This is a genomic window from Oceanisphaera ostreae (assembly GCF_042676125.1).
Taxonomy (GTDB): Bacteria; Pseudomonadota; Gammaproteobacteria; order Enterobacterales; family Aeromonadaceae; genus Oceanimonas; species Oceanimonas ostreae.
Map to the genome: position 1 here is coordinate 41,092 of NZ_JBHTJS010000006.1, position 17,903 is coordinate 58,994.

The following is a 17,903-nucleotide window of genomic DNA, read 5'->3' on the forward strand; positions in this document are numbered from 1 at the left end:
TAAATGAGACTGATGCATGCTAAACCCGTTCCTAAATATAATGACAAGGTAACCACTCGTGACGCAGAACAAACCCCTAAGCTACAAAGATGCCGGTGTTGATATTGATGCTGGTAACGCCCTGGTTGAACGCATCAAAGGCGTTAGCCGTCGCACACAACGCCCAGAAGTAATGGGTGGTCTTGGGGGCTTTGGCGCCCTATGCCAGCTCCCCACTGGTTATAAAGAGCCCGTGTTAGTGGCCGGCACCGACGGTGTAGGCACCAAGCTGCGTTTAGCCATCGATCTTAAACGCCACCAAGGCGTGGGCATCGACTTGGTGGCCATGTGCGTAAACGACTTGATCGTACAAGGCGCCGAGCCACTGTTCTTCCTCGACTACTATGCCACTGGCAAGTTAGACATTGATGCCGCAGCCGAAGTGGTTACGGGTATCGGTGCGGGCTGTGAGCTGAGCGGCTGTGCCTTAATTGGTGGCGAAACCGCAGAAATGCCCGGCATGTATAAAGCAGGCGACTACGATCTAGCCGGCTTTTGTGTGGGCGTGGTAGAAAAAAGCGGCATTATCGATGGCACTAAAGTAGGTGCAGGTGATGCACTGATTGCCTTAGGTTCAAGCGGCCCGCACTCTAACGGCTTTTCATTGATCCGCAAAATTTTAGAAGTGAGCAATGCCGACTTACAGCAGCCTTTAGGCGACACCACACTGGCTGATGCCCTTATGGAGCCAACTCGCATTTACGTTAAGCCGGTGCTTGAGCTGATCAAGAAGTTTGATATTCACGCTCTTAGCCATATTACCGGTGGCGGCTTCTGGGAAAACATTCCTCGCGTGTTGCCTAACGGTACTAAAGCGGTAATTGATGGCGCTAGCTGGCAGTGGCCTGCGGTATTTAGCTGGTTACAGACAGCCGGTAACGTAGAAACCAAAGAAATGTATCGCACCTTTAACTGTGGTGTGGGCATGGTGATTGCGCTACCTGCCGATCAAGCTGATGCGGCCGTTAAATTTATGCAAGATGCCGGTGAGCAGTGCTGGTTAATTGGCAACATTGATAATGCAGCCGACGGCGAAGAGCAGGTTGATATTAAATGACCCGTATTGTAGTGCTGATCTCAGGTAATGGCAGTAATTTACAGGCCTTGCTGGATCAGTCTGATGCCAATCAGCTTGGCGGCCAAATTATGGCCGTGATCAGCAATAAAGCCGACGCCTATGGTCTAGAGCGCGCCCACGCTGCAGGCATTGCTACGGCGGTGGTGTCAAACCAAGACTATGCGGATCGCGAAAGCTTTGATGCGGCTTTAATGCAGGTCATTGACGGCTATCAGCCGAACCTTGTGGTGCTAGCCGGTTTTATGCGTATTTTAACGCCGACGTTAGTGCGCCATTATCGGGGGCGGATGCTCAATATTCATCCGTCTTTGTTGCCTCGTTATCAGGGTCTACACACCCATCAAAAAGCCATTGATGCGGGTGATAAAGAGCACGGTTGCAGTGTGCACTTTGTTACCGAAGAGCTGGATGGTGGTCCGGTAATATTGCAAGCTCGAGTGCCTATTTTTGCCGGTGACACTGCCAGCGAAGTAGCCGAACGGGTACTAGTGCAAGAACATGCTATTTATCCGCTTACGGTGCGCTGGTTTTGCGATGGCCGCGTGGTTATGCAACAAGGCAACGCCTATTTAGACGGTGCCTTACTGCCACCTCACGGCTACGCCGAAGAATAATTTAAGCTTTAGCGCCAAGCAAATAATAAACCCCGAGCCAGCAGGCTTGGGGTTTTGTTTTTTATAGATGACGCAGTATCTCTTTTAACTTAAAATAGCTCTCTATTCTTATATCTACATACACATCTACACTTCTTTAGCCTTTATACCGCGCGATAGATCCGCGTAGCTTGCCGTGGCTTCGGTTTATTTATGTATTAAATGTTAACCTTAAGGTGTTTTATATGGCCACAGATGTAACATCGGCATCTAGTCAACTTAACAGAACCGCAATTTTAATTGTGTTAGCACTCGGAGCCTTTATTTTAGGGTTAGCTGAATTTTCAATGATGCCGATGCTTCCTCTCATTAGTGAAACGTTTAACTCCACTCCGTCACAAAGCGGTTATGCTATTAGTGCCTATGCAATAGGTGTAGTAGTTGGAGCCCCCATTTTAATGTTAGCCACCGCAAACATGAAGAAACGCACCGCGCTGCTAATATTTTTGAGTCTAATGTGCATTTCAAATGGCTTAAGTGCCTTCGCAACGTCACTTGAACAACTGGTGTTATTTAGATTTTTAAGCGGCCTACCCCATGGCGCGTATTTTGGTGCGGCCATTCTATTAGCCTCGTCGATTGCGCCAGCAGGCAAGCGCGCAAGTTTTATGTCGAAAGTTTTTATGGGGTTAACCATCGCGACTATTGTCGGTGTACCCATTGTGACTCTAGTCGGACAATATCTTAGCTGGCGTTACTGTTTAGCGGGTGCTGGGGCTTTAGCTTTCATTGCTTTTATTTGTGTCTATTACGTTGTTCCAAACGTTAAAAATGCACAACCATCTAATTTAATTAACGAATTTGGTGTACTAAAAAATAAACTGGTTTGGTCTATTTTAGGTATTGTAATTATTGGTTTTGGTGGTGTGTTTTGTATTTATACTTACATTGCCGATACTATTTTAGTGGTCACCGAAAGCCCAGCCTATACTATTTCAATTGCCATGGTAATGTTTGGTATCGGCTCGACTCTTGGTAATTATGTGCTGGGTAAAGCCGCCGATAAATCGGCAATTAAAACTACCGGAATGGTGCTGGTCGGCACGATTATATTTTCACTTATCTATGTAACGGCCAGTCATAATATTTGGCTGCTTTATGGAGTGATATTTTTTATTGGTTGTAGTATCGGTTTAGCCACCTTAATCCAAACATTATTAATGGATGTATCGCCTAATGGTCACGCTATGATTGGGGCGTTAGTGCAATGTGCCTTTAATACGGCCAATGCTATTGGTCCGTGGGTAGGCGGCATAGTGATTGCTCAGGGCGCTGCGCCAAATCAAACGGGCTATGTGGCTGCGGCTTTATTTAGCGGTGGGTTAATTATGTGGTTTTTAAGCTACTTACAAATCACTGAAAAGCAGTCGGTGCTTGAGGCTTGTTAGCTGCAATCACATCAAGATGACAGATTTATTCTCCACGAAAGAATATGTGAAGAGTAAAGGGGACAGACTTACATACAGAACCTTTAGGTGCAGAGTGGACTTTGTCCATACCGTCCTCTTTACTTTTTTCTCCATCAGCCTTCACGATTTTTCCGTGTATTGTGTGGCAAAAATGTTATTTAGGGTTGAGATGCTTGTTGATACTTTGCTCCCTACCCTCTTGTCACAAATCGCACTTATTACAGATCGGTGGCCGCGATGCGCTCGCCCAGCAAAAACAGATTAAACTCGCCCGACTGCATCTTGTGCCATTGCTCGTTGTTGGTCAGCGGCTGTGTGGCAATAACGGTCACGATGTCGTTGGGGGTGGTTTCTTTTTGAAAATCGATTTCCACTTCTTCATCTATTAACCGTGCCGGACCAAACGGCGCTCGGCGGGTGATCCAGTGCAGGTTGTTGCTGCAATAGGTCATCAGATATTCGCCATCGCTCAGCAACATATTAAATACGCCTAACTCGCGGAGTTGGTCGCATAAGCTGGCGACATAGCGAAACATCTCCGCCATGGCCGACGCGTCCTGGGGCTTAGTCGGATACTTACGCTCCATGGCATCTAAGATCCAGCAAAATGCCAGTTCGCTGTCGGTTTCGCCCACCGGATTATGACGGCCGGTTGTTAGCTTGTCGTAGTCCGTTAGCTGACCATTATGTGCAAAGGTCCAGTAGCGCCCCCATATCTCTCGGGTAAACGGATGGGTATTTTCTAACGCAATACCGCCGCGATTCGCTTGGCGAATGTGGCTTATTACCGAGCAGCTTTTAATGGGATATTCCTGCACTAGCTTGGCAATACGCGATTGGCTAGAGGGCTTGGGATCTTTAAAGGTACGTAACCCTTTTCCTTCGTAAAACACGATGCCCCAGCCATCTTTATGCGGGCCGGTACGCCCACCGCGCTGCATTAAGCCGGTAAAACTAAAGCAAATATCCGTGGGTACGTTGGCGCTCATCCCTAGCAATTCACACATGTTATTACGCCTGCTCCATTTCTTTTTCGATCAACATAATCAGAATATGAATGACCTTGATATGTATCTCTTGAATGCGGTCTGCATAACCAAAGTGTGGCACGCGAATTTCTACGTCAGCTAGGCCGGCCATTTTGCCACCGTCTTTACCGGTTAGTGCAATCACCTTAATGCCTTTGGCTTTCGCTGCAGTAATAGCGTTAATAATATTAGCCGAGTTGCCGCTGGTAGACAGACCAAACAGCACGTCACCGGTTTGCCCCACTGCTTCTAGGTAGCGAGAAAATACAAATTCAAAGCCAAAATCGTTACCTACGCAAGATATGTGGCTAGGATCAGAGATAGCAATCGCCGGATAGCCAGGACGATTTTCGCGATAACGACCGGTGAGTTCTTCGGCAAAATGCATAGCATCACAATGGGAACCGCCATTGCCACAAGACAACACCTTGCCGCCGGCTTTAAAGCGTTCAGCCAGTAATTTGGCCGCCTTCTCGATGGCTTGCAGATTAGTGTCGTCGGCCAAGAAGCGATTTAGCACCTCTGCCGCTTCACTCAGTTCGCTACGGATCTGATCCTGATACATGAAATTGCCTCTCACTCACGGTAAAAGTCCATTTTGGCATACATTGCGCCAAGCGCCCAGCAGCAAGCTAATAACAAAGTCTAAATCTATTTTTGCCACGGAATCCACAGAACCCACGGAAAAATTAAGCTGAGATAAAAGCGAAAAGTACCGAGGGCTCTTATTGGTAAAAACAAACAGAAATCAGATGGCATCAATTAGGTTGTCTTCTTCGCTCTTTACACTTCACCATTAACAGGTTTTATTTAGATTTGAGCTCTATTTTTCTGTGGGCTCCGTGGACTCCGTTGCAAAAAGTGTTTTTCGTTAGCTGGGCGCTTGGCGCTGTTTTAACTTTTTGATCACTTGATTTAAACATCGGCATCAATTACAACTAGAACTATCAACAGGTCTGACCTCAGCGACCCGTATCGATTTATATGCTCACTTATTAATGCGACAAGGAGTTTTTGATGATCACCTTACTGCTACTCGTACTTGCTTGGAGCCTGTTGGCTTATCGCCGAGCATCGCTACTCACCTTTAGCTGGCTAACTGCCGCCGTGCTGGTGTTAGGTACCTTATTCGGTGAAGTGGGCCCAACCTGTTGGTTGGTGTTTGCGGTGCTAGCTGCGGTGTTAAACCTAACGCCGCTGCGCACTCACTTGCTTAGTGCCCCCATGTTCAGGGTATATAAAGGCTTAATGCCCGAAATGTCGTCCACCGAGCGTGAAGCCATTGAAGCAGGCACGACTTGGTGGGAAGCCGAATTATTTGCCGGTAAGCCAAACTGGGAGACGTTGCATCAGTACCCTAAGCCTGAGCTTAGCGCCGAAGAACAGGCCTTTATGGATGGCCCAGTAGCAGAAGTCTGTCGCATGACTAACGACTGGGAAGTGACCCACGAGCTTGCCGACTTGTCCCCTGAAGTATGGGCATATTTAAAGCAGCATAAATTTTTCGCCATGATCATCAAAAAGCAGTATGGCGGCTTAGAGTTTTCGGCTTACGCCCAGTCGCGAATATTACAAAAGCTGTGTGGTACCAGTGCAGTACTGGCCTCTACCGTGGGGGTACCTAACTCACTGGGCCCAGGTGAGTTGCTGCAACATTACGGCACCACCGAACAAAAAAATTATTACCTGCCCCGTCTGGCCAATGGTGATGAAATTCCGTGTTTCGCGCTCACCGGCCCCGAGGCTGGATCCGATGCGGGTGCGATTCCCGATGTGGGCATAGTGTGCATGGGCGAATGGCAAGGCGAGCAGGTGCTGGGCATGCGCCTAACCTGGAACAAGCGCTATATCACGCTGGCCCCCATTGCCACCGTGCTCGGCTTGGCTTTTAAGCTGCAAGATCCAGAAGGGTTACTAGGTGATAAACCAAACTTGGGTATTACCTGTGCCTTAATCCCTACCGATATGGCGGGCATCACCATAGGTCGTCGGCACTTTCCGCTAAACGTGCCGTTTCAAAATGGGCCTACTCAAGGCAAAGACGTATTTGTACCCATCAGCTTTATTATTGGTGGCCCCGACATGGCAGGCCAAGGCTGGCGCATGCTGACCGAATGCTTGTCGGTAGGCCGGGGCATCACCCTACCCTCAACGGGTACCGCCGGCACGCGAGTATCGGCTATTGCGTCTGGCGCTTACAGCCGAATTCGTCGTCAGTTCCGCATCCCGATCGGTAAGATGGAAGGTATTGAAGAGCCGTTGGCGCGTCTAGGCGGTAATGCGTATTTGTCTGATGCGGCCAGCATGCTCACCGTAACCGGTATCGATTTGGGCGAGAAGCCGTCGGTCATTTCTGCCATCGTTAAATATCACCTAACGCACCGCAGCCAGCACAGCTTAATTGATGCCATGGATATTCACGGCGGAAAAGGCATTTGTTTGGGGCCGAATAACTATTTGGCGCGTGGTTATCAGGGCGCACCCATCGCGATTACGGTAGAGGGTGCCAACATTCTCACCCGCAGCATGATCATCTATGGCCAAGGTGCCATTCGCTGTCATCCTTATGTGCTAAAAGAAATGCTGTCGGTACAAGAGCCGGATGCACACAAGGCGCTGGAGCAGTTTGATGGGGCCGTGTTTGGTCATATTGGATTTGCTATCAGTAACACGGTGCGCAGCTTCTGGTTAGGCTTAACTAACGCTCGCTTTAGCACCTCGCCGGTAACGGACGCAACCGCGCCCTATTACCGCCAGATGAACCGCTTAAGTGCCAACCTCAGCTTGTTATCCGACGTCGCCATGGCCACGCTGGGCGGTGAGCTAAAACGCAAAGAGCGCTTATCGGCACGCTTAGGCGATGTGCTTAGTCAGTTGTACTTAGTGTCGGCTACTTTAAAGCGCTTTAACGATGACGGGCGCCCCGACGAGTTACTGCCCTTGGTGCATTGGGCCTGCCAAGACGGCTTATATCAGGCGCAAACGGCGGTTATTGAGCTGTTAGAAAACTTCCCGTCACCGATGCTCGGTAAGTTACTGGGAGCCTTAGTTTACCCTTGGGGTGCCACCCTAGTTCGTCCGTCTGACCGACTGGATCATCAAGTGGCCCAAGCACTGCAAACGCCCGGTGTGGCCCGAGAGGCCCTCAGTAAAGATTTGTATTTAACCGTTGAAGAAGGCAATCCGCTGGGCATGCTAGAGCAAGCATTTGCCGATATTTTTCAGGCGGAGCCTATCTTTAACAAGATTGTTGAGGTGTTAGGCCGACGCCCCTTTACTGGATTAGATGCACTGGCCGTTGAGGCATTAAGTGCCGATATTATCAACAAAGAGGAAGCCAACATCTTGCATCAGACCGAAATAAGCCGCCTACGCACCATTAACGTAGATGATTTTGACCCACTCGACCTGCCGGCGAAAAAGAGCAGCGCCGAGCTCTAGATAAAACGGAGCCCGGGGTCCATTTTTCGTAGATCGAATTTATTCGACCGTTTTAAATCTGTGCCATGATTTTGTGCGAATAAATTCGCCCCTACAAAAGCAAGCTTATATGCACAAAACAACACCCCCGAACCTGCATGCAGATTCGGGGGTGTTGTTTTTAACGTAAGGCATACAGCGTAAGGCGTTCTCCCCCTCACGCTTCACTATCTACGTTCAGTTAGATGTATCCAGTACGGCAAAGCTTTTGATCAGGTCATCTAGTACTTTAAGCTGGGCGAGAAACGGCTCTAGTTTGGTAAGCGGTAAGGCGCTGGGGCCGTCGCATTTGGCGTTAGCAGGATCGGGGTGAGCTTCTAAGAATAGACCACCAAGGCCGGTGGCTAGACCCGCACGAGCCAAGTCGACGATTTGTTCGCGGCGCCCGCCCGAAGCTTCGCCTAAGGGATCACGACATTGCAGCGCGTGAGTCACATCAAAAATAATGGGCGCACCGCCGGTGGCTTGCTTCATCACACCCAAGCCCAACATATCGACCACTAGATTGTCGTAACCGAAGTTAGCACCGCGCTCACACAACATTAATTGATCGTTGCCACACTCGATAAACTTATCGACGATGTTTTTCATCTGGCCGGGGCTTAAAAACTGCGGCTTTTTAATGTTGATCACTCGGCCAGTTTTGGCCATGGCTTCAACGAGGTCGGTTTGACGGGCCAAAAAGGCGGGCAGCTGAATAACATCGGCAACTTCGGCTACTGCTACAGCTTGATGAGGTTCGTGCAAGTCGGTGATAACCGGCACTTTAAAGGTGTCTTTCACCTCTTGCAGCAGCTTCATGCCCTCTTCAAGACCTGGGCCACGATAGGAGTGAATGGAGGAGCGGTTAGCTTTGTCCCAACTGGCCTTAAACACATAAGGGATGCCGAGCTTTTCTGTGACGTTAACGAAGTGTTCGCAGGCCTGCATGGCCAAGTCCCGAGACTCCAGCACGTTAATACCGCCAAACAACACAAAGGGCTTATCGTTGGCAACGGGAATATGATTGATATGAACGGTTTTCATCATTTTTCCTTAGTGAAGGGTTTTGGGTACGAGGTTCAAGGCCAAAATTTGAGCTTTAAGCACGTCGGATACGGGATCTTCTGGGCATTGCTCAATAAAAAATTCGAAGTCGTCGGCCGCTAGCTGATTACAGTCGAGTTGCTCATACAAAAAGCCACGATCACGCCGCTCAAAGGGGCACTCGGGATTCAGCTTAAGCAGCAGCTCGCTGCACATTAGCGCCTGGGCAAACTGCTGATGATGAATAAACGACCCCTTGGTGACATTCAACAAGCGCGTTAATACCTCGAATGGCTCTGCCGCGTCTAAATGCTTGGGCTTTATTGTGGCCAAGTTACCTCTAGCACCGCGCAGTAGCAAATCGATGTCGCGACGCGTTAACACTTTACCGGTAAAGGGATCAATAATATCGCTGCTCTCGCCGTTGCTCTCGTTACGACTAAAGACGCGCAGCAAAAAATGCCCCGGAAAGCTGATGCCTTCGCCGCGAATATCAAAACGCTCACATAGGTGCAATACCACAATAGCCAATGTGACCGGAATGCCACGGCGGCGAGTTAGCACTTTATCGATTAAGCAGTTGTCGATAGAAAAGAAACGCTCCCAGTCACCAGCAAAGCCGAGCGGGCCGTATAAGGCTGCCAACAAGTCACTGGCCGCTATGGGCTTAGACTGCTGCGCTAAGTGTTCAGCAAAATGTGTGGCCAACTCCTGCTCTAAAGCAAACAGCATGACTTCGCTCTTATCTCGCGCTGCTAACCCATACAGACTTTCTATTACGTCCAATGCCAATGTCATCAAATTGGCAGGTTCATCATTTAACCAACGATCACTGATGTTTGTTTTCAGCATTGTGCCTCCCGGGCCACTGTGCCAGCGTAATACGCTCATGCCCGCCGTAGTCGCGTAGCGTGCTTACTTGTTGGTAACCCTGCTCGCTAAAATAATCACGCACCAACGTGCCCTGCTGCCAGCCATGTTCGAGTAATAGCCAGCCATTAGGTACAAGGTGCGAACGTGCATGGGTGATTAAATGCTGTAAGTCTGCCATGCCACCGGCATCGGCAATTAAGGCAGAAGCCGGCTCGAAGCGCACATCACCTAATTGTAAATGCGGGTCGGCGCCGTCGATATAAGGCGGGTTGGATAAAATCATATTGAAACACTGGTCGGCCAAGGGTTCAAACCAGCTGCCTTGGCGCACATCTATCTCAAGCGCTAAACGTTCGCTGTTACGCTGTGCTAGCGCCGCCGCTTGAGGATTAAATTCAACGGCAATGATGGTGTCTTGTGGTCGTTCACTTTTTAGCGCCAGCGCAATGGCGCCGGTGCCGGTGCCTAAATCGGCCAAGGTGGATGTCGATGCAGGCAAGCGAGCCAGTGCCGCTTCAATAATCAGCTCGGTGTCGGGCCGAGGGATCAGGGTGTCCGAAGATACCGCCAGCGATAACGTCCAAAACTCGCGCTCGCCGGTCAAGTGCGCCACCGGCTCACCCGTTTTACGGCGCGCAGTAAGGGCCGATAGCTGAGTTTGCTCGGCCTCGGTGGGAATATACTCCGGCCACGCTATTAAGAAGCTGCGCGGCTTAGCTAGCACATGGCATAACAACACATCAGTATCCAGCGCCACCGACTCTGAGTTGACCAGCTGCTCGCGCATCCAGTGTCGCCACTGTGCTAGCGTCATTAATAGTCTGCCAATGCCGCTAATAAATCGGCCTGATGCTCTTGCAAAATTGGCTGTGACAGCATCTCGAGATCGCCTTCTAACACTTCGTTTAAGCGATACAGTGTTAAGTTAATACGGTGATCCGAAACCCGACCTTGCGGATAGTTATAAGTACGAATGCGGTCGGAGCGATCCCCGGTGCTTAACAAGTTGCGGCGGGTGTCTTGCTCTGCAGCGTGACGTTTATCCTCCTCAATTTGCGCTAATCGCGAGCCCAATACCTTCATCGCCTGGGCACGGTTTTTATGTTGCGATCGCCCATCCTGACATTCCACCACTACGCCACTGGGCAAGTGAGTAATACGAATGGCGGAGTCGGTTTTGTTAACGTGCTGACCGCCCGCGCCCGAGGCTCGAAAGGTGTCTACCTTCAGATCCGCCGGGTTAATGACGATGGCTTCGGCTTCGGCTATTTCTGGCATTACCGCCACTGAGCACGCAGAGGTATGTACTCGCCCCTGAGATTCGGTTTCAGGCACGCGCTGCACGCGGTGGCCGCCAGACTCAAACTTGAGCTTGCCGTACACACCGGTGCCGCTAATGTGAGCGATCAGTTCTTTATAGCCGCCGTGCTCACCCTCGTGAACACTAACAATGTCTATCTGCCAGCGCTGCTGTTCGGCATAACGGCTATACATACGAAACAGATCACCCGCAAAAATCGCCGCCTCGTCACCACCGGCACCGGCTCTTATTTCTAAGAAACAGTTATTGTCGTCGTTAGGGTCTTTAGGCAATAGCAGCACTTGCAGCTCAACGCCGAGCGCGTCAATGGTCTCTTTAGCGGCTTCAATTTCTTCTTGCGCCATGGCTTTCATTTCGGCGTCGTCTTCGGCCAGCATTTCTTGGCCTGCCGCTAAGTCAGCTTCGGCTTGGCGATAGCGCCCATAGCAACCAACTACGTCTTCTAGCTGGGCATATTCTTTGGTAAGGGCGCGGTATTGTTCTTGATTGTTGATCACAGACGCTTCACTAAGCAGCGCTTCTATTTCTTCGTGACGTTCCTGCAGCCCTTCCAGTTTCTTTAATATGGATTTATTCATGGTGTCTCGCAGCTAGGGCTAAATCAATGTTGACCAAGTTTAAGGTTATTGGCTAATACGGTAAGCATATCTTGATCGCCGTTTTTGCCTGCTTGGTTCAACGCTTGAGTAGGAGTATGGATCAGTTTGTTGGTAAGGCGACGGGCCAGTCGTTGCATGACTTGTGCACTGTCTTTGCCCTGTGCCAGCGCCTGTAGCGCTAGTGCCAGCTCGTGTTGCTGTAATTGTTCGGCGTGGCTGCGATAGTCTAAAATCAACTTCACCGACTCAAGCGAGCGGTACCACGCCATAAAGTGATCTCGCTCTTCTTCGATGATCACCTCGGCTTGGCCTGCGGCTTGTTGGCGGGTAGCCATATTCTGCTCGATAATGCCCTGTAGGTCGTCCACCGTATAAAGATAGGCGTCGTTTAGCTCGTCTACTTCGGGCTCTATGTCGCGTGGCACTGCAATATCGACCAGCAAAATAGGCTGCTGACGGCGCGCTTTTAAGGCGCGCTCAACCAGCCCTTTGCCAATAATCGGCAGCGGGCTAGCAGTGGAGCTGATCACGATATCAGCCGAGGGCAAATAGTCGGGAATTTGCTCGAGGGTCATCACCTGAGCATTAAATTCTTGTGCCAGATTTTGGGCGCGCTCTAGTGTGCGGTTGGCCACCATCATTTGGGTTACCGACTGTTCTTTAAGGTGGCGCGCCACCAGCTCGATGGTTTCACCGGCACCGACCAACAGCACGCGAGTGCGGCTTAAGTCAGAGAAAATACGCTTGGCGAGGCTAACGGCGGCAAAGGCCACCGATACCGCACTGGCACCAATTTCGGTTTCGGTGCGCACCCGTTTGGCGACAGAAAAAGTTTTTTGAAACAATCGATCCAGCGACCCTTTTAGGCTACCCATTTTTTGGGACTGGTTATAGGACTGCTTCATTTGCCCCAAAATCTGCGGCTCGCCCAGCACTAATGAGTCTAGTCCGCAGGCTACACGCATCAGATGGCGCACCGTTTCTTCGCCATGATATTGATATAGGCAGCTATTAAGCTCGTTTTCATCGAGCTGATGAAACTGTTGCAGCCACTGCCTTACCAAATTGCTATCGCAGTCGGGCTCTAAACTACAATAAAGCTCGGTGCGATTGCAGGTAGACAGGATCACCGCTTCCTCCACGCCTGGGGTACGCACTAGCTCCTGCAGTGCCCTAGGGGCAACTTCAGGTCCAAATGCTACCCGTTCGCGTAGGGCGACGGAAGCTGTCTTATGATTAATTCCCAGTACCAGCAGGCTCATGAGGGTTTTGCGCGGCTCGTTGCATCTTTCAAGTAGCCGTACATTGTACGAGAAAGAGTAAGGCTTTAAAAGGCACCAACCTTGCCCTTATACTGACAACATATTTTTAGGGGGAATTACACGTGCGGATTACACTGATTATTTTAGCCCTGTTATGGCTGTCAGGCTGTGCTTATAAGGCCGAAGAAGCCCCAGCAGGTAGCTGGTTGGCACAAAAAAACTCGCTTGAACAATTACAGGATTGGCAGCTGTCGGCCAAGCTGGGCATTATTACTGCCGAAGAACGTGGCAGCCTAAGTTTGTTTTGGCGACAAAACTCTGATGACTACCGCATGAACCTCACCAATGTAGTGGGGAAGCGGGTATTTGATCTTAGTCGCAGTGGCAACAAGGTGGCGCTAATAGACAGTAAAGGGCAACAGCACCAAGCCACCGATGCCCGCGAGTTGGTGTGGCGATTAACCGGCTGGGACTTACCCGTTGAACAGTTATCTTATTGGATAAAGGGGCTGCCTGGTGCCGACGACCAAGTGACCTATGACGAGCATGGCCGCCCACAAACGATTAATGCCCACGGTTGGCAACTACGTTATTTCGGCTACACCCAAATTGATGGCCTGTGGTTACCCAGCCGATTAGACCTTACCCATAAAGAGACCAAGCTGCGTTTAGCCATTCATCAATGGGAGCTAAAATAAAACAGACGGCAGACGGCTATACGCTTTACGCTGACCGCTTTACGTAAAAACCAAACAGGTGTGTATCTTTAACGTATGGCGTACAGCGTTAGACGTATGGCTTTCTTTTAGACGTCATTGCGAGGAGCGTAGCGACGCGGCAATCCATGACAGCAGCGGTACGCCTTACGTTAAACGCTGTACGTAAAGACCAAACCGGTGTTTTTCTTTAACGTACGGCGTACAGCGTTAGACGTATGGCTTTCTTTTAGACGTCATTGCGAGGAGCGTAGCGACGCGGCAATCCATGACAGCAGCGGTACGCCTTACGTTAAACGCTGTGCGTAAAGACCAAACCGGTGTTTTTCTTTAACGTACGGCGTACAGCGTTAAACGTACGGCTTTCTTTATATCCTTCTTGAGAGATCTGAATATGCTCACGTTACCGGCACCGGCCAAGCTTAATTTGTTTTTATCCATTACCGGGCGGCGCGACGACGGTTACCACAACTTGCAAACCCTATTTCAGTTTGTAGATTATGGTGACTCGTTAGCTTTTTCGCCTACCGACGACGGTGAACTGATACTAACACCCGAGCTTGCCGGCGTTTTGCCTGAACAAAATTTGATTATAAAAGCTGCGCGATTGTTGCAAGAGTTGCAAAAAAAGAAAACCGGCGCCACCCAAGGCGCACATATCCATTTAACTAAACTCTTACCCATGGGGGGTGGTTTGGGTGGCGGCTCTAGCGATGCGGCCACCACATTAGTTGCGCTAAATCAGCTATGGAAACTGGGGCTAAGCACCGACACACTTGCTGAGCTAGGCATTGCATTAGGTGCCGATGTACCAGTGTTTATACGGGGGCACGCCGCGTTTGCCGAAGGCGTTGGTGAGATATTAACTCCCGCTTGCCCCGACGAGCCTTGGTATTTAATACTCTGCCCGCAGCTTGAAGTGGCCACCGCGACTATTTTTAACGACCCAGAACTGGTGCGTAACAGCCCGGCTTTAACCCTGCAACAATGGCTAGAGACCCCTTGGCGCAACGATTGTGAGGCGCTGGTTAAAAAGCGTCACCCCGAGGTTGCCAAGCTACTTAGCTGGTTGCTAGAATATGCGCCGTCAAGAATGACGGGCACGGGTGCCTGCATCTTCGCCAGTTTTGGTAGTCAACAAGCGGCTGAAGATGTGCTTGCGAAAGCCCCGAGGGGTGTATTCGGTTTCGTGGCCAAAGGCTGTAATCAGTCACCCTTATTTAGTGCGCTAGAGAAGCTAAAGCCAGCGATTAAGCGTGTGCCGTCTTCTAATTCGACAATTTAGGCAGCAATGACAGGGAATGGGGTGGGCCCATTTTCGCTCTTATTCGAAGAGTTAATTGACTGTTAAGTGTACAAACAGGATGATTAGGCCTAACGCCATCTCACCGCTTGAGTACTCCAACTCAACACCTTGTTTGATACACTGTATACTCTAATTTGATTTTTAAAACGGGCTGGATAGCGAAAGTGTTTTCGTGATACGGGTTCACGGCCCCGTCCAGTCTCGCCACCCATGAAACAATCCTGAGGTTTTCAACCGTGCCCGACATGAAGCTGTTTGCTGGTAATGCTACGCCGGAACTCGCCCAACGTATCGCCGATCGTTTATTCATTAAACTGAGTGCTGCCGATGTTGGCCGTTTCAGTGATGGTGAAATTAGCGTACAAATTAACGAGAATGTACGGGGCGGCGATGTATTCATCATCCAGTCGACCTGTGCGCCAACCAACGACAACCTGATGGAACTGATCGTGATGGTGGATGCGTTACGCCGAGCCTCTGCCGGTCGTATCACTGCCGTTATCCCCTACTTCGGTTATGCCCGCCAAGACCGTCGTGTACGCTCTTCTCGAGTGCCAATTACCGCTAAGGTAGTGGCTGATTTTCTGTCTAGCGTCGGTGTAGACCGCGTGTTGACCGTTGATTTACATGCCGAGCAAATTCAGGGCTTCTTCGATGTACCAGTAGACAATGCATTTGGTACGCCGGTGCTGCTAGAAGATATGCTGGCTAAAGGTTTGCAAAACGCGGTAGTGGTTTCTCCGGATATCGGGGGTGTGGTTCGCGCCCGGGCCGTGGCCAAGTTACTGGATGAAACTGAAATTGCCATTATCGACAAGCGTCGTCCACGCGCTAACGTGTCTCAGGTAATGAACCTGATTGGCGACGTTGAAGGCCGTGATTGCGTCATTGTTGATGACATGATCGACACCGGCGGCACCTTATGTAAAGCCGCTGAAGCGCTGAAAGAGCGTGGCGCCAAGCGCGTGTTTGCTTATGCAACTCACGCCGTGTTCTCGGGCAATGCCTATCAGAACATTAAAGATTCTGTGATTGATGAAGTGATCGTCACCGACTCTGTACCACTTAGCGAAGAAATGAAGTCGTTGAGCAAAGTAAAACAATTGACGCTGTCGCCAATGCTGGCCGAAGCCATTCGCCGCATCAGCAACGAAGAGTCAATTTCAGCGATGTTTGAAGTTTAAGTAAATGTAGCGCCAGGCTACCCGCTGCGCGGGAATGTTGAGTTTTAAATGCTTAATGTTGAATGAAAGCCTAGCTAAAGAAAAACCCCGATACCTGCAAAGGTTCGGGGTTTTGTTTTTGTGCCAGGTGTTTTCTGTAGGCGCTGCTTTAGCGGTGTCTATAAATAGAATCGTACGAAGTAGTAGCCGCTTAACACCATGCCGAAGGTAACTATGCTCCATGCCAGTAGCTTGGGATTAATCCGGGTAAGTAGTTTGGCACCGAGCTTGCCGCCAATTAAATAGCCCAGCGCCAGTACGACACCGCCCTGCCAATAGACTAAGCCTGAGAGTGAATACACCACTATGGTGGCACCGCTGGCTAACATCGACAAATACAGCTTAATAGCGTGCTGCTGTAAATTAGATCCCATGCGTAACTGACCGGTTATCGACATGAACAGTACGCCTAAGCCGCCACCGAAAAAACCACCATAAAAGCTGCCACTAAATAATAATGGCCAACCACGAAGGCGCAGTACCAATGGCCCTTCAAACCCCGCCTTACTTAATAATTGGCGGGCATAGAGCACGCTTACCGCAAGCAGCAGCCAAGGTACCCAATAATTAAAGTTACTGGCATCAAATTGCACCAGCACTAATGCTCCTAATCCCCCACCCAGCAGACCTATAACGGTTAATGCCCACAAAGGTCCGGTGCGTAGCTTTTTGCGAATTCCCCAAAAAGCACTTATATAGCCAGGCCAAGAGGCCACGTTAGCAGTCGCCACCGCCGAGGTACTCGGTATGCCTAATGCCAATAAGGCCGGCAAGGTAAAAAAAAGACCTCCGCCCGCCAGCGCATTAGCAATTCCAGCCAATAGCGACCAGCCCAATAATTCAAACATCGTTCACCCTTCGTTATTAAAAATTAGCGCTACGGCAGCAATACGCCTTAAGCCGTACGCTATACGACAAAAATAAACACCAGCGCTTTTCCATCGTCTTACCACGTTTGCCCAGATATTTATCTCTTCGCACTAAAATACAAAACCTCAAACCAAGATCCTGATGGTCATCAGGAAGACGGCATAGATATAAACCCACAGAAAAATAACGACACTTTAAAAAGACGGTGTTTATACTTTACTTAGCGCGTACGGCTTACCGCTATGTTTTATGCACTTCTTCCCTCTTCACTCGCCTTTTACAGCTCATTTTACGCTATTATGCCGGTTTGATACGAGTAAGGTGGCCATTATTGCCGCTCTTTATTAGAATGTGGCGTTATTTTTAATGGCCAGGTCTGTATATGAACCCTATCGAACTGATTGTTGGGCTCGGTAATCCGGGCCCAGAATACGCTAACACCCGCCATAACGCTGGCGTTTGGTATGTAGCCGAACTTGCTCGCATGCACGGCGCTACCCTAAAAGAAGAAGCTAAATTTTTTGGTTGGACTGGGCGGGTGCGCATTCAAGGCCACGATGTTCGCCTATTGATCCCTGCCACTTTTATGAATCGTTCAGGTAAGGCGGTAGCCGCCATGGCAAATTTTTACCAAATTGCTCCCGAGTCGATTTTAATTGCACACGACGAATTAGATTTAAGCCCCGGCACAGTGCGCTTTAAGCAAGGCGGCGGCCACGGAGGCCATAATGGCCTACGCGACTCCATAAGCTGCTTGGGTAATAACAAAGATTTTTATCGGCTGCGCATTGGCATTGGCCACCCGGGCCATAAGTCTCAGGTAGCTGGGTTTGTGCTAACCAAAGCCCCCGCCGCCGAGCACGCATTGCTAGAAGCGGCGGTTGATGAAGCGACACGCTGCACCGATATTCTATATAATGATGGCATAAACAAGGCAATGAACCGCCTGCATGCTTTCAATGCCGACTCTACCAAGTAATTTTTAGTCATCGCTCTTAGCAAGCACTCTTAGTTACCATT

Annotated in this window: 16 protein-coding genes; 8 read left to right on the forward strand and 8 right to left on the reverse strand. The window is 49.9% G+C overall.

What is annotated here, in order from left to right; all coding sequences use genetic code 11:
* Positions 1–58 precede the first annotated feature (58 nt).
* The 3 genes from purM to ACFQ1C_RS02585 all read left to right on the forward strand — a co-directional run bounded on the left by purM (position 59) and on the right by ACFQ1C_RS02585 (position 3,158).
* Positions 59–1,096 carry a phosphoribosylformylglycinamidine cyclo-ligase gene (gene purM / locus ACFQ1C_RS02575; RefSeq protein ID WP_379556965.1) on the forward strand — a complete coding sequence of 346 codons (1,038 nt, stop codon included), beginning with the start codon at positions 59–61 and terminating at the stop codon, positions 1,094–1,096.
* Complete coding sequence (gene purN, locus ACFQ1C_RS02580) at positions 1,093–1,731, forward strand: phosphoribosylglycinamide formyltransferase (protein ID WP_379556966.1); 639 nt, start codon at positions 1,093–1,095, stop codon at positions 1,729–1,731. The genes purM and purN overlap by 4 nt, the downstream gene beginning before the upstream one ends.
* 224 nt (positions 1,732–1,955) lie before the next feature.
* Positions 1,956–3,158: an MFS transporter gene (locus ACFQ1C_RS02585; RefSeq protein WP_379556967.1), complete on the forward strand. Its 1,203-nt coding sequence runs from the start codon at positions 1,956–1,958 to the stop codon at positions 3,156–3,158.
* Between the two features lie 239 nt (positions 3,159–3,397).
* On the opposite strand, the gene ACFQ1C_RS02590 is transcribed toward ACFQ1C_RS02585, so the two are convergent.
* Positions 3,398–4,186, reverse strand: a complete 789-nt coding sequence (locus ACFQ1C_RS02590) for a class II glutamine amidotransferase (protein WP_379556968.1) — start codon at positions 4,184–4,186, stop codon at positions 3,398–3,400.
* Positions 4,187–4,190: 4 nt separating this feature from the next.
* Complete coding sequence (gene lpcA, locus ACFQ1C_RS02595; protein WP_379556969.1) at positions 4,191–4,772, reverse strand: D-sedoheptulose 7-phosphate isomerase; 582 nt, start codon at positions 4,770–4,772, stop codon at positions 4,191–4,193.
* Between the two features lie 452 nt (positions 4,773–5,224).
* Between lpcA and fadE the strand changes: the two genes are divergently transcribed.
* Positions 5,225–7,648: an acyl-CoA dehydrogenase FadE gene (fadE, locus tag ACFQ1C_RS02600; protein WP_379556970.1), complete on the forward strand. Its 2,424-nt coding sequence runs from the start codon at positions 5,225–5,227 to the stop codon at positions 7,646–7,648.
* Between the two features lie 216 nt (positions 7,649–7,864).
* On the opposite strand, the gene kdsA is transcribed toward fadE, so the two are convergent.
* The 5 genes from kdsA to hemA are packed head-to-tail and all read right to left on the reverse strand — an operon-like array spanning position 7,865 to position 12,768.
* Positions 7,865–8,713, reverse strand: coding sequence for a 3-deoxy-8-phosphooctulonate synthase (kdsA, locus tag ACFQ1C_RS02605; RefSeq protein WP_379556971.1), 849 nt, complete (start codon positions 8,711–8,713; stop codon positions 7,865–7,867).
* A gap of 9 nt (positions 8,714–8,722) precedes the next feature.
* Positions 8,723–9,565 carry a SirB1 family protein gene (locus ACFQ1C_RS02610; RefSeq protein ID WP_379556972.1) on the reverse strand — a complete coding sequence of 281 codons (843 nt, stop codon included), beginning with the start codon at positions 9,563–9,565 and terminating at the stop codon, positions 8,723–8,725.
* Positions 9,543–10,400 carry a peptide chain release factor N(5)-glutamine methyltransferase gene (gene prmC / locus ACFQ1C_RS02615; protein WP_379556973.1) on the reverse strand — a complete coding sequence of 286 codons (858 nt, stop codon included), beginning with the start codon at positions 10,398–10,400 and terminating at the stop codon, positions 9,543–9,545. Before prmC ends, ACFQ1C_RS02610 begins: the two co-directional genes overlap by 23 nt.
* The gene (gene prfA, locus ACFQ1C_RS02620) at positions 10,400–11,485 is read right to left on the reverse strand and encodes a peptide chain release factor 1 (RefSeq protein ID WP_379556974.1); all 1,086 of its coding nucleotides are present in this window, start codon (positions 11,483–11,485) and stop codon (positions 10,400–10,402) included. The genes prmC and prfA overlap by 1 nt, the downstream gene beginning before the upstream one ends.
* A 23-nt stretch (positions 11,486–11,508) precedes the next feature.
* Complete coding sequence (gene hemA / locus ACFQ1C_RS02625; RefSeq protein ID WP_379556975.1) at positions 11,509–12,768, reverse strand: glutamyl-tRNA reductase; 1,260 nt, start codon at positions 12,766–12,768, stop codon at positions 11,509–11,511.
* 122 nt (positions 12,769–12,890) lie between these two features.
* Here hemA and lolB point away from each other — a divergent pair, with 122 nt between their 5' ends.
* From lolB to ACFQ1C_RS02640, 3 genes are all read left to right on the forward strand, one after another.
* Complete coding sequence (lolB, locus tag ACFQ1C_RS02630; RefSeq protein ID WP_379556976.1) at positions 12,891–13,466, forward strand: lipoprotein insertase outer membrane protein LolB; 576 nt, start codon at positions 12,891–12,893, stop codon at positions 13,464–13,466.
* A 412-nt stretch (positions 13,467–13,878) separates the two neighbouring features.
* Positions 13,879–14,769 carry a 4-(cytidine 5'-diphospho)-2-C-methyl-D-erythritol kinase gene (gene ispE, locus ACFQ1C_RS02635; RefSeq protein WP_379556977.1) on the forward strand — a complete coding sequence of 297 codons (891 nt, stop codon included), beginning with the start codon at positions 13,879–13,881 and terminating at the stop codon, positions 14,767–14,769.
* 257 nt (positions 14,770–15,026) lie between these two features.
* Positions 15,027–15,974 (forward strand): ribose-phosphate pyrophosphokinase, encoded by a 948-nt coding sequence (locus ACFQ1C_RS02640; protein WP_379556978.1) that lies wholly within the window; start codon positions 15,027–15,029, stop codon positions 15,972–15,974.
* A gap of 158 nt (positions 15,975–16,132) precedes the next feature.
* On the opposite strand, the gene ACFQ1C_RS02645 is transcribed toward ACFQ1C_RS02640, so the two are convergent.
* Positions 16,133–16,861: a sulfite exporter TauE/SafE family protein gene (locus ACFQ1C_RS02645; RefSeq protein ID WP_379556979.1), complete on the reverse strand. Its 729-nt coding sequence runs from the start codon at positions 16,859–16,861 to the stop codon at positions 16,133–16,135.
* 404 nt (positions 16,862–17,265) lie between these two features.
* Here ACFQ1C_RS02645 and pth point away from each other — a divergent pair, with 404 nt between their 5' ends.
* The gene (gene pth / locus ACFQ1C_RS02650; protein ID WP_379556980.1) at positions 17,266–17,862 is read left to right on the forward strand and encodes an aminoacyl-tRNA hydrolase; all 597 of its coding nucleotides are present in this window, start codon (positions 17,266–17,268) and stop codon (positions 17,860–17,862) included.
* The last annotated feature ends 41 nt before the right edge of the window (positions 17,863–17,903 follow it).

Coding starts and splice junctions, on each gene's coding strand:
- ACFQ1C_RS02610 (WP_379556972.1), bottom strand. CDS start 9,565: ATGCTGAAAACAAACATCAGTGATCGTTGGTTAAATGATGAACCTGCC.
- ispE (WP_379556977.1), top strand. CDS start 13,879: ATGCTCACGTTACCGGCACCGGCCAAGCTTAATTTGTTTTTATCCATT.
- ACFQ1C_RS02585 (WP_379556967.1), top strand. CDS start 1,956: ATGGCCACAGATGTAACATCGGCATCTAGTCAACTTAACAGAACCGCA.
- pth (WP_379556980.1), top strand. CDS start 17,266: ATGAACCCTATCGAACTGATTGTTGGGCTCGGTAATCCGGGCCCAGAA.
- ACFQ1C_RS02645 (WP_379556979.1), bottom strand. CDS start 16,861: ATGTTTGAATTATTGGGCTGGTCGCTATTGGCTGGAATTGCTAATGCG.
- prmC (WP_379556973.1), bottom strand. CDS start 10,400: ATGACGCTAGCACAGTGGCGACACTGGATGCGCGAGCAGCTGGTCAAC.
- prfA (WP_379556974.1), bottom strand. CDS start 11,485: ATGAATAAATCCATATTAAAGAAACTGGAAGGGCTGCAGGAACGTCAC.
- purN (WP_379556966.1), top strand. CDS start 1,093: ATGACCCGTATTGTAGTGCTGATCTCAGGTAATGGCAGTAATTTACAG.
- lpcA (WP_379556969.1), bottom strand. CDS start 4,772: ATGTATCAGGATCAGATCCGTAGCGAACTGAGTGAAGCGGCAGAGGTG.
- hemA (WP_379556975.1), bottom strand. CDS start 12,768: ATGAGCCTGCTGGTACTGGGAATTAATCATAAGACAGCTTCCGTCGCC.
- kdsA (WP_379556971.1), bottom strand. CDS start 8,713: ATGAAAACCGTTCATATCAATCATATTCCCGTTGCCAACGATAAGCCC.
- fadE (WP_379556970.1), top strand. CDS start 5,225: ATGATCACCTTACTGCTACTCGTACTTGCTTGGAGCCTGTTGGCTTAT.
- ACFQ1C_RS02590 (WP_379556968.1), bottom strand. CDS start 4,186: ATGTGTGAATTGCTAGGGATGAGCGCCAACGTACCCACGGATATTTGC.